This is a genomic window from Enterocloster bolteae, from assembly GCF_002234575.2.
Lineage (GTDB): Bacteria > Bacillota > Clostridia > Lachnospirales > Lachnospiraceae > Enterocloster > Enterocloster bolteae.
The window spans coordinates 5,714,770-5,730,109 of the sequence record NZ_CP022464.2; the positions used below are offsets into that span (position 1 = coordinate 5,714,770).

Sequence of the window (15,340 nt, forward strand, 5' to 3'; positions counted from 1 at the left end):
AGAGCCCTTGCTGAGATGGACTTACAACAGCTTACCGCTTTTATTATCTAGAAAGTGAAAAATCGTTTCCCGGATCCGGATGCAGTAGCGAAAGCCACCCAGAAAGCCGCCCGGAGTTCCTACCGACTGCAAAAAATGGTAAACGACTCCATAAACCAGGTGCTTTCTATATATAAGCTCGATACGAGCAATGGAGCAACAGATCAAAGTCTTTGATAAGGCGATTGCCGAACAGATGGAACTGATAACCAATACCTTGACATCCATCAAGTGAATCGGGCCAGTGTTCTCGGCCGGCATCCTTGCGGAAATCGGTGATATCAACCGATTCCCCAATCAGGCCTCCCTCGTTAAATATGCAGGGCCTGCCTGGAAACAGCACCAGTAAGGTGACTTTAAAGCGCAAAACACGCGCATGACTCCATCTGGAAACCGATACTTAAAGTACTACCTGGGAGAAGCAACCCTGTCTCTTGTGAGATGCGACGCAGAATACAGCCAGCCGCTTCTATCACCTCAAATATAAAGAGGTAAACAAATATCAGCGCAAACGTGCCCTCGTATTAACTGCCCGTAAATTTTTACAGCTCGTCTTACGACTGCTGAAAGACAACTGCCTGTATTAGGCACCGAAGTCCAACGAGGCTTGGGAAACTATTCACTTTTAAAGGAAAATGCAAAAAAATTTGCATTTTTATCCACTTTCCTCTTAACATATCACCGCTGGACTATTCATTTCTGTTTTCCATTAACCATATGATCAATTGCTCAAACCTACCAATATCATATCATCCATTGCAATACTAAGTTTCCTAGCATCGTCAGATTCCTCTGTCTCCTTGGGTGATCTTGCTTCTGGAAATTCAAAGTGCATATCCAAAATGCCGTTCTGAGGCATGATACATTCAAACTCAATTTTAGACTTTCCACTTAACACTTCAGAATATACGCAAACACCATTTACATGAATATTGACTGGTTGCCTTTCCCCATAAATCATCTTTACATTGATTTCTACTCCTATCTTTTCGTAATCTGCATCCTCCAAGTCAAAATACATCCCCATTGTCTTATCCGATGTCCACGTAAATCCCCCTTCACGGTCTGAAATTCCTCCATAGAGATATGCGCCAATATCCTGTCTACTTACAGACACCGGAAACCTCGTTCCTAACTTATATTTGCAATGCTTAATTGGGACTAGCTGATTGATATCGTAATACTTATTAATTGAATAAATATTACCTACCGCACAATGTGTAACTTCATCCGCATCCTTTAAATTCAAAAAACTTAGTTTATCTCGAGAAAGTACTAACAACCGATCAAATTCGTCATCACAGTATAACCATATTTGTCCTGCCATCGCCGAAGAAGTGGGGCTATCCCACTCAGTAATAGCACCTACCAACACCCAACCACTTCCACTATTTAATGCGTAACATGGCTGTTTCTCCAAGAAAATTTCATCCAACTCATCATACCATTTCACTTGAAAATCCTGACCGGTCAGTTCTTTTAACATAGCTCCTTTTGCAAACATTCCATAATATTGTCTGGAACTTATAATAAGATTGTTTTCGGCATCCAATGGTATAGACTCTATCATTCCATTACTGAAGGCATTTCTTAATGTTTGGTCAAATGTTGCTGACACAGAAGCCTCCTTTAACTCCATCTCTTTAATCGTCCATCTTGTATTCTGCTGATTGACGGCTATCAGATATACTGTTATCAACATAATTATGCCATCAAAAACAATTAACTTCTTTTCTGCATGCTTAAATTTCGTTAAAAAATATCTCCAAGCCTTCAATATAATAGCCGATCCTATACATCCCCATCCATAATATTGATAAATGATAACCTGATATCCTACTCCAAATGGCAGAACCTGATACTTTTCAGATACTGCCATGAGAATAGCAGGGAATACCACAAACATAATCCCTATAATCATAAGGAAATATGATTTATTATTACTGACAGCTGATGTATTCCTTTTATTTATAATCGAATTTAATAAATATATGAATACTACAATCAGCAATACATCCAACAAATTTATTTGATTAAAAAAGTCCTTAAAAGAATTCGCTGCATGTCCCCTAAAGAACCCATTTACGAAAGGAAGGGGCGCTGATACAGACACCGCAAATCCTCTCATTATATTTTTCACAGAAAGGCCTACGCTTACACCATCATAACTCTCTTTTGCGAACATCTTCAAAACACAGTAGAGTCCCAGAGTCATAATCCATACAATCAAATACGGGGACACCTTCCTTAATTTTCTTTCTCGAGAAGACTCTTCATAAAAAACAAGCAGAATAATAAGCAGAATAAATGGATACGTAGCTTCATATGTCATCATTGCTAAAAAATAAAAAATAACCGACAATACCTCTGCAATTCCTTCCCATAAAATCTTTTTCCTAATGCTGAGTACACAGAAATTAAGACTCGCCAATACAAGCATGAGGCTTATAGTTGCATTTCCTCCCATACAAAGGAATACTGCATGAGGCATGTCCTTTTGTACACTAAACAAAACCACTGCTAGAATAGCAGCTAAATCTGCTAAAATTACAGATTGGGTTAATAACCGAATAAATGCCTTAAAAAGATAAGTACAACCTATAGTTACTGACATGAGATATATTTTATATAATTTTAAACCAAACAGAAATGGAATACCTTCAGCAAATACAGAAGTAAAAGGAAAAAACCGACCATGCATTTCTACATGAACACTTATCCGTTCCCATATAAATTGAATTATACTCCATTGATTACTTGCTAAAATACCATTTATAAATTCATATTTTCTATCATCTGACCAATAACCCGTATCCAAAATAAACCATAGATATAAAATAAGAAACAGGCCGAATATTAAATCAAAGGATGTTTGTTTTTTTACTTTCATAAATGGGCACTCCACCATCTGATATCATTTTATTAGCATTAAACATTAATCCTATTCTTCCAAATATACAATTTCTTTTTCATACCACTTTGCTATTATCTCATTTTTCCAATCATGTTCATCGCTCTGTATATCATTATAATAATACAACAAACGCGGACGTGCTTTATAAGGTTTCAATACAACTATACTTTCGTCCCCTTCTAATAATTCTCTCCTGTTATCTGTCTCCTCAATATAATCTTCTAGTTCGCCTGAATAATAAGAATATATTGCAGAAACAGAAGTTAATTCATTAAAATTCTTAGGACATAAAACAAGACCTATAGTTCCTATGACAAGAAATATATAGTATATTGTAATATCTTTAGGAGTAAGAATATTTAAACGGCCTTTTACCAATCTGCCTTTTATCCATCCCATTAAATAAAGAATATTCATAACTACTAATAATATAAATAAAATATACCTGATATTCTGTACTCTGCCTGCCGCTTCCATATTTTGTCCCAATCCACCAGTTGCATATAATGTAGGTGTAAAGCTGGATGCAAAAAGACAAAATGAAGCTGATAGAAATACAAGCGGAAAGCGGCAGTACCTTTCAATCCCATTATTTTTCATTACCACATCCCACAAAAAAGGAATTAGAAACAGCAACGCAAATATCAAATACAGATTTGTCCATTCATTTATGAATTGAATTCCGTATCTAAACGAAAAATATATAGATTGAATAACTCCTTTTTGTTGTCCAGCAAAGGATGCCGACCGAATAGCATTTCCAGGTGCTATCATGCTTATGCCAAAACCAATTATTAACACCAAAAATGGCAGAACTAATATTCTTCCACTTTTTAGATGCTTATAAAATATGATTATTAAAATCATTACACTTACTTCCACTGCCAATAAGGTACCTACATAGTTTCCCCCACCAACTAAAGCACTAAGAACACACGTCAGAATGACACGCCTTACTCTTTTGGCTTTTATAATCCCTTCTTGACAGGATAATTGAACCCATATCCCTACCATATATAATAATAAAGAAAAAAAACCCAGATAGTATAGCGAACCATTAAACCAGTAAAATGCCTGTACAGGATCAGGAACGCATTGTATTATCAAAAACAGAACAATCATACTGATTATGTACCAATCATACCTCTCTCCATCTAGAAGGTCAATTATAACCACCTTAAAGAAAAACAGAACACTGCTTATAAGAAGAAAGAGCATAAGATATGTGGTTAAAATATAATAAGAATCACCAAATATACCTGGCTGAATTGCCATAAAAAATATGCCCGCATATGTGCCCTGCCAGTCAAAATAGCTACTTTTAGCTTGCTCAACTGCAGCCAATATTATCTGCCGTACTGAATGTGTCTGTTTCCACACAGAATAGGCCCGAAAACCATACGAATAATCGTCTGCCCATCCATGATTGTATTGGGCCAGTACTAATAATGGAATTATACTAAATACAAATACTAATCCTATACAAATTGTCGCATAAAATCGTGTTTTTTTATTTTTCATAATATATCTCCAACAATAGCATTAGTAATTGCTATCCTCTGTTCATCGCTTCCTTAATCTGAGTAGAACTAGTACTTTTCGTATATGGAAAATACTGGATATCAGACCCTAACCGTTTCAACTTCTTTTTATCTCTAATCCAAGATTCGTTATTCACATAATCATCTCCAGAAAACAAACAGTCATACCTATATAAATTCCAAGCATCTAATTTATCTATATTATCAAAAGTAACTGGTACCGCTTTGTCAACATATTTTATAGCCTTTACGATTTCCAAACGTTCTTGAAATGGTATATATGGCGCTTTATTCTTAAAATGCAGTACCAACTCATCAGATAAAACCCCTACTATAAGATATTCGCTTCTTTCCTTTGCCTTTCTGATTAAATTTAAATGCCCTATATGAAATAAATCAAATACACCTGCAATATATCCTGTCTTATATACTTTCATAATATCACCCTTCATTGTCTTTCATAAAATCTTCAATAATCCATGCTTTATTTTGTACATAAATATAATATTCAGAAAACCCCATCTTCTCTAGCTGTTTACCTATTTGTCTGTAGTATATATTACATATAATAATATGCAGATTTTTTTTAGGAATGTCCATAAGACATTCTGGCCTACTAATTATTATTCCATATTTTTCTTTTCCCCACTTTTCTGCCGAATTATCAATTAAATACTTAGGTGTGTATTGGGCGCCATATTTTTGCATATAGTCATCTAACATTTGCCCAGTACCAAATAGTACAATCACCTTTTCAGAGGTAATCTGAAAAACTCCATAAAACCTATTTTGCCATATTCTATAAGAACACTCCGGATCAAAAATCGATTGATGATGAGGTTTCCTACTCTCTTCGTCGGGGTATTGCATATAATCACGCCCCATAGTCATCTCTAAAACCCTCTTATACCCCTTTGGAACTGGAATACTAATATATTCAAACGTTTTCTCTTCCATTTCATTAAAATCTTTTTTATAAAGCCTTTGATTCTGATATCCTCCAAAATGTGTATAAATACCTACATATTTACTATTACATATACTTCCTATTCTAAAAAACAAATTCAATAGTAGATAAAGAATTCTTAGACTAAAAATTTCACATATAATATTTATCTTTTTCCACCTGGAATTTGATATATTCATCCATACCTTAGTTTTTGGTCCATGTAATTTAAATATTATTGATTGTTGAATAAATAATATATACTTGACTTTTTCCTTTTGAATCCAGTCATTATTAAAGGCTCTGTCCAAAGCCAAGATATCTATCCATATACCATTGTGCTGGCGAAAATTAGCATCCCACATATCTGCCCCTAAAGTATCATCATTTCTTAGTCTTAATAAACCACCACTAAAAAAATCCACCTCATTTCTCATAGGCACCAGCACATATGGATATTCAAGTTCATTTACAGCCATCTTCTTAAATTTTTCAAAATCTTTCCTTGGCATAACTACATCAATATCATCATCCCAAGGAATGTAACCTTCGTGTCTTATTGCTCCCAATAAGGTACCATATATTGCAAAAAAAGTCAGATTATATTTTTTACATATCTTCTCTAAAACCTTAACCAAATCAATTTGTGTTTCCCATACTCTTTTCATTTTTGTCGATATGCTATAACCTGCACGTGTTTCCTTTTGAGTAAAACTCTCCATAATTACTTGTATGATGTTGTTAGAAGCAAACACAACATACTTCCTTTCTTTTTCTGTTTCGTGGTTTAATACATTCAGATACTGTGACTTTTGATGTTTTTTTGTAGCCTCGACTACTCGACAGGAGTGTATTGCCATCTCTTTTATCTGAATTGTTTATTAGCTGGATGTTGCCGGAGCGTTTGCTCTGAGTACTTATTTCAATCAAGTCTACGATGATAACTGCTGGTGGATATCACGGTATCAGACTTTATGAAAGGGAGGTACAACCTCATGATTTACGTAGGCATTGATATTGCCAAACTCAACCATTTCGCCGCCGCGATTTCTTCCGACGGCGAAATACTCATCGAGCCGTTCAAATTTTCTAATAACTATGATGGCTTCTATCTACTGCTTTCTCATCTGGCACCACTTGACCAGAACAGTATCATCATAGGTCTTGAATCAACGGCACACTACGGTGACAACCTTGTTCGTTTTCTCATCAGCAAGGGCTTTAAAGTGTGTGTTCTCAACCCTATCCAGACTTCGTTCATGCGTAAAAATAATGTACGCAAAACGAAGACTGATAAAGTCGACACGTTTGTGATTGCTAAAACCCTTATGATGCAGGATTCCCTTCGGTTTATGGCCTTAGAGGATCTGGATTACATTGAGCTCAAAGAGCTCGGTAGATTCCGCCAGAAACTTGTGAAGCAGCGTACACGCTTAAAAATTCAGCTGACTTCCTATGTAGACCAGGCATTCCCGGAACTACAATACTTCTTTAAGTCTGGCTTGCATCAAAACTCTGTCTATGCCGTCCTTAAGGAGGCTCCGACACCCAACGCTATTGCTTCTATGCATTTGACCCATCTTGCTCACACCCTCGAAGTTGCTTCCCACGGCCATTTCGGTAAGGATAAAGCCAGAGAATTAAGAGTTCTCGCACAGAAGTCTGTCGGTGTCAATGACAGTTCTCTATCTATTCAAATAACTCATACCATTGAACAGATCGAGTTACTGGATAGCCAACTTTTTTCTACAGAGCTTGAAATGGCAAATCTTGTCACCTGCCTGCACTCTGTAATTATGACCATTCCCGGAATTGGTGTCGTGAATGGCGGAATGATTCTTGGTGAGATTGGTGATATACACCGATTCTCTAATCCAAAGAAACTGCTTGCATTTGCTGGACTGGATCCGACCGTTTATCAGTCTGGAAACTTCCAGGCTCACAGAACCAGGATGTCCAAAAGAGGATCTAAAGTGCTACGCTATGCCCTCATGAATGCAGCTCACAATGTCGTAAAAAACAATGCTACTTTCAAAGCTTATTATGATGCCAAGAGAGCGGAAGGCCGGACTCATTACAATGCCCTTGGGCACTGTGCTGGCAAACTTGTCAGAGTCATCTGGAAGATGCTCACTGACGAAGTAGCATTCAACCTCGAATAAGAGGTCTGTATACCATAATCGATAGATTTTGAAAAAGGGCTTTTAGGGAGCTTTGTTAAAGTTACCCTTCTTTCTGCGAAACACGGAATTGAAATTTCCACCTAATTTATACTTGACTTTTCATAGCTGGTCTCCCCAATCAGCGCCTTTGCATTTCTATTAATTTTCTCTCTATTAATAGTAGACCAATTCAAAAAATTTTTATACAATTTTTGTTGTCTATTGTGAAAAACAAAACTATTCTCTTCTGTATCAAAATACTCCCAGAGTTGCAGCAATCCATATTTAACTGCTAAATCCTTTTTAGAAATCACATCTTCAATATAAGGAAAAAATAAATAAGCATATTTTATCGCTCTAAACATAATATATTTTGCTGGAAAATCCTCTCGCATAAATTCCTGATCAAAAAATACGAGCTCATCATTATCATAAAAGCAGTTCATTGGTACCATATCAATAAATGCCTTTTTTAAAATAATTCCCCAATCCAAGTCATCATTCTGTGGAAAAACTCTATTCAAATGAGAAGACTTCTCAGATGACCTTAATATACAATTATATAATTTATCCAAAACTTTAATAAATTTATTTTTATCTAGCCCAGCCTCTTTTCCTATATAATCTGATAAAGTTATTGAACTAATATATGGCATCTCAATATAACTTCCATTCCACTTATGAAGGACTACATTTATACCTCTGTTTTTTAATTCTAGAATATTCTTATATGAACGCTCTAATACTGCTACCCCCTCTTTGTTAACTGGATATTTTCTCACCAGCCCTTCAGAATGTATTGTAGTAATAAAGGCATTGGCATCTTCCCTATCTGTGGATAATGCAGCAAAAATTATATTTGACAGAACTTCATTCACCGAACACTCAATCAAAAAGGAATTACACATAGTAGCAAACATACCGTTAGCAACTAAGTCATCATATAAATCATTCTCAAATGCCAATAAAGAATTTGAGTTTATATAATAAGGTATAACTCTCTCTTTAATACTACTTTTTGGCATATACTCATCTGTGAATATTAATTGTGGCAATTTATAATCTGGTATAGGATAATAAAATTTAATTGTTCCAAATCCTACTTTATCCAAAATATTTTTTATTTCATCCTTTGTAAAACTTCTTCCAGAGGCGGCTAAAGGATAGTTATTAATACCAGCGAAAGGTACCCCTGAAAAGGGATCAATACAACCACAAAAATATTTAATACCGAACCTATTTTCTATCGCTAACAATAATCTTCCATTTTCTTTTAGCAAGCTTTTTGCTTTTTTTAAATAATTCTCGTATATTTCACTTGTAAACTTACTACCACTCTGATATTCTAATTTTCCAATAATTATTACAAAATCAAACTTCTCAATAAACTTTATATCAAGAAACTCCCCTGCAATTACTTCTAGATTTGAACATGTTTTATATCTTTTAAAAATACCTTCCGCTCTTAAACTATAACGCTCAATGGATACCACCCGTTTGCAGCGTTTGCATAATGTACCGGTCAATGCACCAAATTCTCCTCCAACTTCCAGAACCTGAGCATCTTTTCCAAAAGGGTACCAATTCAACAATGACTCTCTCATCTTCGAAAGATGGTAAAAGACCTCCCAACGATTATCCTTCTCTAAGATAAGTTTAAAATCGTTGTCCTGATTAAATGATATATAGTCGTATATATCATAATCACACTGAGGCCTAGAAATGGATGTCTCTTGAGTTTTTATAAAATCCATATTTAGGGTTGCCATCTTGTTTTCCTACTTCCTCCTAATTTCGATAACTTCCTGTCCAAAATCATTCAATAGATTCATACTCCTAAGATTGCTGCTTCTTATATTTGTATAGCATTCTTTTGAATACTTAAAAAGTTCATCTACTACTACATTACGTATGCCATCACCATAATAATCCCATAAGTTATTTATAAAGTCACTCCAAAAATCCTTAATCGCCTTTTGTACTTTTTTTACAAAGAGTAATTCATCCTGTCCTCTTACCTCATCTGCAAAAACAGGTCTACCATCTCTATCATATGAAACTATACTAGGTTCATATGATGTCATTATAACTTCTAACTGCAAATAATTCTCAAATAAATTACTCTCTGGATTACGCGGATGATTATTATAAAAATATGAATGTATAGGAAGCTTTGCTTTTTGTTCCTCATAAGAATTATATAAACAGCAATATACGCCTTCTAACTCCACCGGCATTACCTGATTAAGAAAGAATTGGCAACTGCCACAAGAAACAAAATCAAAAAAGGCATATTTTTTTCCATCTTTTATACCCAACTTATTAATATAAGACAAAAAATTCTCCCGAATTGTTTTTGATTTTTTGTAAATACATTCTTTATTTAACATTGCATAATCAAGAAGTTCTTCATCTTTTGTTAGCGTATTTTGAGTATTTAAATATTCAATTTCATAGCGCTCTCTTACCACCTTTTCCATAGAACCCTGACATTTTGGACCTGCTATCCATTTTATATCTTTGTCATTCATAATCGCTACTTTGGAGCATGCTACTCTAGACACATAAAAATAAAGCCCCTCTGGAAGTATATCCCTACAATAACATACCGGTATATTATCATATAATTGCTTAATTAAATATCCATCCCTGGATGAGAACAAAATGCCTTCATACTTTTCTGTCTGTAAGATTTTAATCAACCACAACATGAATCCAGTTACCAATGGCGCTACAAATAGATATGCCCAATCATACTCATTTCCTATTACTATTCTCTTTTTATCATCTAGTGTAATAAATGGACTGTTAAAGGCATATGCTATAAACATGCCAATCATAGAACGTTCATTTAAATTAGATGGAAATCTTTGGATATCATAAAATGATGACTTCTTCATTAAATCAATTGCACTTTCAATACGAAATGTATCTATACCCGCCAACTGTGCACATTTTATATCAGAATTTATATTGTCACCAATATGCAAAATTCTTTTACTCTTCACCCTCTCTTTGAAAATACCAAATAGTCCCCCTGTCTTAGGTCTCCTATAATCACATGATACCAAAATATCCTGATATCCTTGTATATGAAGATTACTCAAAAAATACTCAATAATTGTTTTAGGTAGATACATATCAGAAATCAAATAAACTGATTTTCCACAATTTACTGCATAAGAGAAGATGTCTACCACATCTTCTCTTCTTATTAAAACCGAAGCCTCCGTTTCGATTTCACATTGTAAGATTCGATTTTTTTCGCTTTCACTTATCCCTGTATTTTTCTTTAACTGATTATATATTTCATAGATATTAGGGCTAGTCTGTGCAATGTCACTATCTGCTTTAATCCTTTGGTTCCTAAAATCTTCAATGTTAATATAATCCTTTTTCATTTTTTGGGAAACAATATCAAAAACGTCTGCAGAAAACATAGTTTTTCTCATTATCAACGTATCAAATACATCAAAACTAACAATTTCGTAATCCTGTATTATATTTATTAATTCTTGTTTTTTTATATTGATAGTGTCCAATTTTATATTCATTCTGCTCCTTTATTAACCCCTTGCTATAAGTCAATCAAATAATAATCAAAACCGAGTTGTTCAAGTAACGGCTTAACTTGCTTTTGATTTTCTTTATTAAGTGCAACTATAATACCATGAGTATCTACGTTTTCTTCAATCTCGTTCAGCGCTTTAACCTCATGTTCCATAAGCCAATCTAAGTTCCCTTTTTTATTAGTAACAACAAAGCAATCATAACGTATTTGCAAATCGTCCAATTTCTTTGCTATATTTCTCCCATACGCTCCTGCTCCATATATCATCACATTTTTGCTTTTTGCACAAAATCTACATAGTTTAAACATATCAGACTCAATTTTGTCGACTGAAGAACCTGAGGGCAAAATTCTCCCTTCATGTCTAGCAACAAAAAATTTAGATACTACCGAATATAAATTATTAATATATAATGATGCATAAAATGCACTCTCCACCATTGCTGTATAATATCCTTCACTTTGTGCTACATATATAATAATTCTTTCAATAGCATGATTCAGTGTACCATCTGATGCTAGTGGTTCTTCAGGAAAATCCTCATAACGCCATGGGTATTCAAATAATGGTTTTAAAGCAGCCGGTCTGCACCAAAATGCTGTTGCTAATGCAAATGGCTGCTTTTGCGGACTCATAGGTACTTTGAGCGAAAGAATTTCGGCTAATTCCTTTGTTTTTTGATAGCAACAGGTCCACTCGTTACCCACTAATTCAGTTAAATACCCCCCCAATGCAGGAACTGGCGGTGTAAGTATTCCTAATCTATCGTTTTTCTCAAATAACTTTATGATACTTGAAACAAAACCTCCACTTCTTAATGTATTTTCCCAAGCATGGTACATAAAGGCCTTCCCTACTGTTACAGGCCCTCCTCCCCTCGTGGTTTTCTTATCATGCACAAAACACAAATATTCATACTGCATTAAATACTCTCTGCAGGCAACTAAAAGTGAGCCAGCATCGCGGCCTCGGTTTCCAGATAATAAAACTTTTACATTACTTCGTCTTATACTTTCAAAATAATTGTATACCTTATATTTTGTTTCTATGTTTGCAACTGTAATATACAAATCAATATTTTCTTGTATATTTTGTAAATACCTAAGAGTTTCATCCATTAAATCCGGATAAAAGAGATGTGCTACAACTGCTATCTTTTTATTTCTCAGAGTATCAATTTCATGAACATCATCATCAATAATATAATTCAAATGTAGGCATTCCCTAATATCAGCAATATTGTATACTCTGAGTATATGTTGCCAAATCAAATCTATATCGTAATTGGTATCTTCTTTTATATATTGAAAGCTTCTCCGTAAATTTTCTCTAAAACTAATTGATAATCCATCTAAATTTTTAAATAATCTGCATTTCAAAAATGGAAGTCTTTTCTTTCTAATAAGTTCATATGTCAAATACTCACTATAATCAATATTGTCCGCAGGATTATCTTGGCGGTACTCTTCAGTATTAACATAAACTTCTCCCGTGTATTTAGTGAAGTACTCCTGAAATTGCTTTCCAAATCCTTTTCCCTCATTTTTCCCTTCTACACAAAAGTTTCTGAATAGATCTAAGGTATAGATACCCCTACGTAAAACAAAAAAATAGTCATCTATATATGATTGCTCAATATTATTATCAGGCCCTACCATCATCTCTCTTTTAGTAATTCCCCAATATGAACACTCTCTTTTACTCATAGAAATAAACATCTCTTTTAATGGAAAAAAAGGGCCAAATAATATGTCGCTTGTCAAAACTACTTCATCGTAGTTTAATAGAACTCCGTTCTTTATACATTTAAGTAAGATCTCCCTATAAGCCTGACCATATGTTGTACTATCGCTTAAATAGCATATACTCTTAGTATATTCTCTCAAAATACTTTCTTTAAAATCACTTGATGATATGCAAGCAATGATTAAATCATCCAAAACTTTCTTTAACTCACTCAAAAAAAACATAATATAATCATCAACTATACCATTTAATTCCGTTATTATAAATATACCTAACCGTTTCATGCCAACTACTTACCCTTCTTAATACTGATAAATGTTACTAACATGTAAATTCTCATTATGAAACTCATCATCTATTATATATGTCCTAAAAATATTATTTATAATGGTACTGTATTGTGGGGTTATAAACTTTAAAAAAATTTCACCTAAAGAGATATCTTTTGCATCCAAATCGTCTACATCTCGATATTTTATAAAATCCTCAAAATACTCCACTATTCCATCTTGAACTTCCTTTATATAACATAATTCTTCCTCAGTCCTTCTTTCTTCTAAATAGACTGGTTTCCCTGAAGAATCGAATCCTTTTACTGTGGGAACAAAGGATGTTAATATGCACTCCAACAATAACGAGTTCGCCGCCAAAATGCCCTCCGATGTATATGGTGCTTCTATTAATAGCTTTTGTTTTGCGATATCCATTGTATTAAAACGATAGAAGTAGTATCCCTTTAAATCAGCATTCAGCAACCTACTCAAACAAAGTTGGCACGTTCCTGTAGAAACAAAATCAAAAAATATAAGGTCATCATCACCATTCAATCCTAATCCTGAAATATACTCCATATACTTTTCTCTAATTTCAGCTGATTTAGATAAAATAGCCTTTTTATGAGCGAGAATATACTGTGATATGGATGAGTATTTGTTAGGGTCAAAATATTCAATCTCCCCCTCTGTAAGAAAATACCTTTTTTTTAGTAATTCTTCAGGAGAACCAGAAAATGTGTTATTCATAGACCATAAGATATCATCTTCATTAAATAGTGATGCCGAAATACACAAAATTCGAGATGTCAAAAAATATAATCCTTCAGGTAATTTTATCAAAGATTCTTTTTTTCTTAGAATACCATATAATTTATCAATTAAATAACCATCTCTTGCTGAAAATAAAACTCTTGCACTCTTTTTATCTTTAATTTTATTTGCAAGCCATAATAAAAAATCTGTAATAATGGGCGCCATATATATATATCCTATATCCCTCCCCGTTTTTACTCTCCCTTTTCCATCAGATTCAAACAATGCAAACGGCGAATTAAAGATTCTAGAAATAAAGTATCCAACCTGTAATCTACCTGTCAAATCTACGATTTCGTAAAGCACTTCTTTATAAACAGATATTTGTAGCATATCATATGCACTTAAAATTCGGAAATTGTCTATACCATTACGTTGGGCTGCCATAATATCAAAAGCCTCTGAATCGCCAATATGTAAAATTTTCTTGTCTTTTACTTTATGAATAAATACATTAAATAAATTCTGTCCCTTACTTGTTGAATATTCATTGGAAATCATCAATTCATCGTATCCAATAATCCCAGCTTTTTTTAATTGATTTCCAATCCAATTACTACTTAGATACATATCCGAGATTAAATAAATTTTCTTGTTTCTAGACTTAGCATAATCAAAAACTCGTACCATTTCCTTACGTGGTATTAACATTTGGCTTTCAATTCGTAATTCAAGATCCATCAAATATTCCTTCTCATCATCACTTATGCCTGTAATAAATTGTAACTCATTGTAAATTTGAAGATAATTAGGTATAAATGATGCTAACAAATTTTGTTCGGCTAGTATACGATTCTTTTCAAAAGCACATTGAATATTTTTTTCCTTCATAGCCCTCACTTCTACTAAAGAAAATATATCCTTTGGTTGTAGGGTCTTTCTCATTAATAAAGTATCAAAAACATCAAATGATATGATATCATAAGTGTCGATTTTATTTTGTAATAATTCTCTACTAATGGAAAAATATTCATTATCTAGCTTATTCATTTTAATATTTAATTTTTTACCATCCGCTGAAAATAAAACTATACTATTTTTTTTACAAAAAGCTGCAATCCTGTTTCTAATTAGTTCTGTTATATTAGGACGCGCAACAATAATAATCATATCTATCTGGAGAGCTATAACTTCTTGATATGAAAGTATCTTCTTCTCATAGATACTGCCGTCGGTTCGGTAACCGTCCATTAATCCACAGATATTAAAATCCGGAAAATTTTCCACGATTAATTTTGTTCCATAGCTTAACCCATATATAACTATTCTTTTGTTTTTATGCTTTTCAAAATTTTCTTTGAACGTATTTAAAAAAATTATATCCGACATCAT

Annotated in this window: 10 protein-coding genes; 2 read left to right on the forward strand and 8 right to left on the reverse strand. The window is 33.7% G+C overall.

All coding sequences use genetic code 11. From position 1 onward, the window contains the following. Window positions 1-283: 283 nt before the first annotated feature. Complete coding sequence (locus tag CGC65_RS32615; protein WP_007036228.1) at window positions 284-388, forward strand: transposase; 105 nt, start codon at window positions 284-286, stop codon at window positions 386-388. A gap of 372 nt (window positions 389-760) precedes the next feature. Here the strand turns inward: CGC65_RS32615 and CGC65_RS26540 are convergent, their stop codons facing one another. Genes CGC65_RS26540 through CGC65_RS26555 form a run of 4 tightly spaced genes read right to left on the reverse strand, consistent with a single transcriptional unit; the run spans window position 761 to window position 6,195 of the window. Continuing rightward, window positions 761-2,929 carry a hypothetical protein gene (locus tag CGC65_RS26540; protein WP_002566598.1) on the reverse strand — a complete coding sequence of 723 codons (2,169 nt, stop codon included), beginning with the start codon at window positions 2,927-2,929 and terminating at the stop codon, window positions 761-763. A gap of 51 nt (window positions 2,930-2,980) precedes the next feature. Then, window positions 2,981-4,474 carry a DUF6056 family protein gene (locus tag CGC65_RS26545; RefSeq protein ID WP_007036230.1) on the reverse strand — a complete coding sequence of 498 codons (1,494 nt, stop codon included), beginning with the start codon at window positions 4,472-4,474 and terminating at the stop codon, window positions 2,981-2,983. 31 nt (window positions 4,475-4,505) lie between these two features. Continuing rightward, window positions 4,506-4,931 (reverse strand): FAD synthase family protein, encoded by a 426-nt coding sequence (locus CGC65_RS26550; protein ID WP_002566600.1) that lies wholly within the window; start codon window positions 4,929-4,931, stop codon window positions 4,506-4,508. 4 nt (window positions 4,932-4,935) lie between these two features. Continuing rightward, complete coding sequence (locus tag CGC65_RS26555) at window positions 4,936-6,195, reverse strand: LicD family protein (RefSeq protein WP_235622186.1); 1,260 nt, start codon at window positions 6,193-6,195, stop codon at window positions 4,936-4,938. A gap of 240 nt (window positions 6,196-6,435) precedes the next feature. Here CGC65_RS26555 and CGC65_RS26560 point away from each other — a divergent pair, with 240 nt between their 5' ends. Continuing rightward, entirely contained in the window at window positions 6,436-7,602 is a 1,167-nt protein-coding gene (locus CGC65_RS26560) for an IS110 family RNA-guided transposase (RefSeq protein WP_039896941.1), read from the forward strand. Between the two features lie 101 nt (window positions 7,603-7,703). On the opposite strand, the gene CGC65_RS26565 is transcribed toward CGC65_RS26560, so the two are convergent. From CGC65_RS26565 to CGC65_RS26580, 4 genes are read right to left on the reverse strand one after another with little or no spacing between them, the layout of a single operon-like run. Then, window positions 7,704-9,371: an rRNA adenine N-6-methyltransferase family protein gene (locus CGC65_RS26565; RefSeq protein ID WP_007036233.1), complete on the reverse strand. Its 1,668-nt coding sequence runs from the start codon at window positions 9,369-9,371 to the stop codon at window positions 7,704-7,706. Window positions 9,372-9,380: 9 nt separating this feature from the next. Continuing rightward, window positions 9,381-11,156, reverse strand: coding sequence for a hypothetical protein (locus CGC65_RS26570; protein ID WP_002566603.1), 1,776 nt, complete (start codon window positions 11,154-11,156; stop codon window positions 9,381-9,383). A 23-nt stretch (window positions 11,157-11,179) separates the two neighbouring features. Next, window positions 11,180-13,204, reverse strand: coding sequence for a rhamnan synthesis F family protein (locus CGC65_RS26575; RefSeq protein ID WP_002566604.1), 2,025 nt, complete (start codon window positions 13,202-13,204; stop codon window positions 11,180-11,182). A gap of 18 nt (window positions 13,205-13,222) precedes the next feature. Then, window positions 13,223-15,340, reverse strand: coding sequence for a hypothetical protein (locus CGC65_RS26580; RefSeq protein ID WP_007036234.1), 2,118 nt, complete (start codon window positions 15,338-15,340; stop codon window positions 13,223-13,225).

Excerpts from the sequence above, each read along its gene's own strand:
- CGC65_RS26560 (WP_039896941.1), top strand. The coding sequence starts at position 6,436 with ATGATTTACGTAGGCATTGATATTGCCAAACTCAACCATTTCGCCGCC.
- CGC65_RS26570 (WP_002566603.1), bottom strand. The coding sequence starts at position 11,156 with ATGAATATAAAATTGGACACTATCAATATAAAAAAACAAGAATTAATA.
- CGC65_RS26580 (WP_007036234.1), bottom strand. The coding sequence starts at position 15,340 with ATGATGTCGGATATAATTTTTTTAAATACGTTCAAAGAAAATTTTGAA.
- CGC65_RS26575 (WP_002566604.1), bottom strand. The coding sequence starts at position 13,204 with ATGAAACGGTTAGGTATATTTATAATAACGGAATTAAATGGTATAGTT.
- CGC65_RS26545 (WP_007036230.1), bottom strand. The coding sequence starts at position 4,474 with ATGAAAAATAAAAAAACACGATTTTATGCGACAATTTGTATAGGATTA.
- CGC65_RS26565 (WP_007036233.1), bottom strand. The coding sequence starts at position 9,371 with ATGGCAACCCTAAATATGGATTTTATAAAAACTCAAGAGACATCCATT.
- CGC65_RS26540 (WP_002566598.1), bottom strand. The coding sequence starts at position 2,929 with ATGAAAGTAAAAAAACAAACATCCTTTGATTTAATATTCGGCCTGTTT.
- CGC65_RS26550 (WP_002566600.1), bottom strand. The coding sequence starts at position 4,931 with ATGAAAGTATATAAGACAGGATATATTGCAGGTGTATTTGATTTATTT.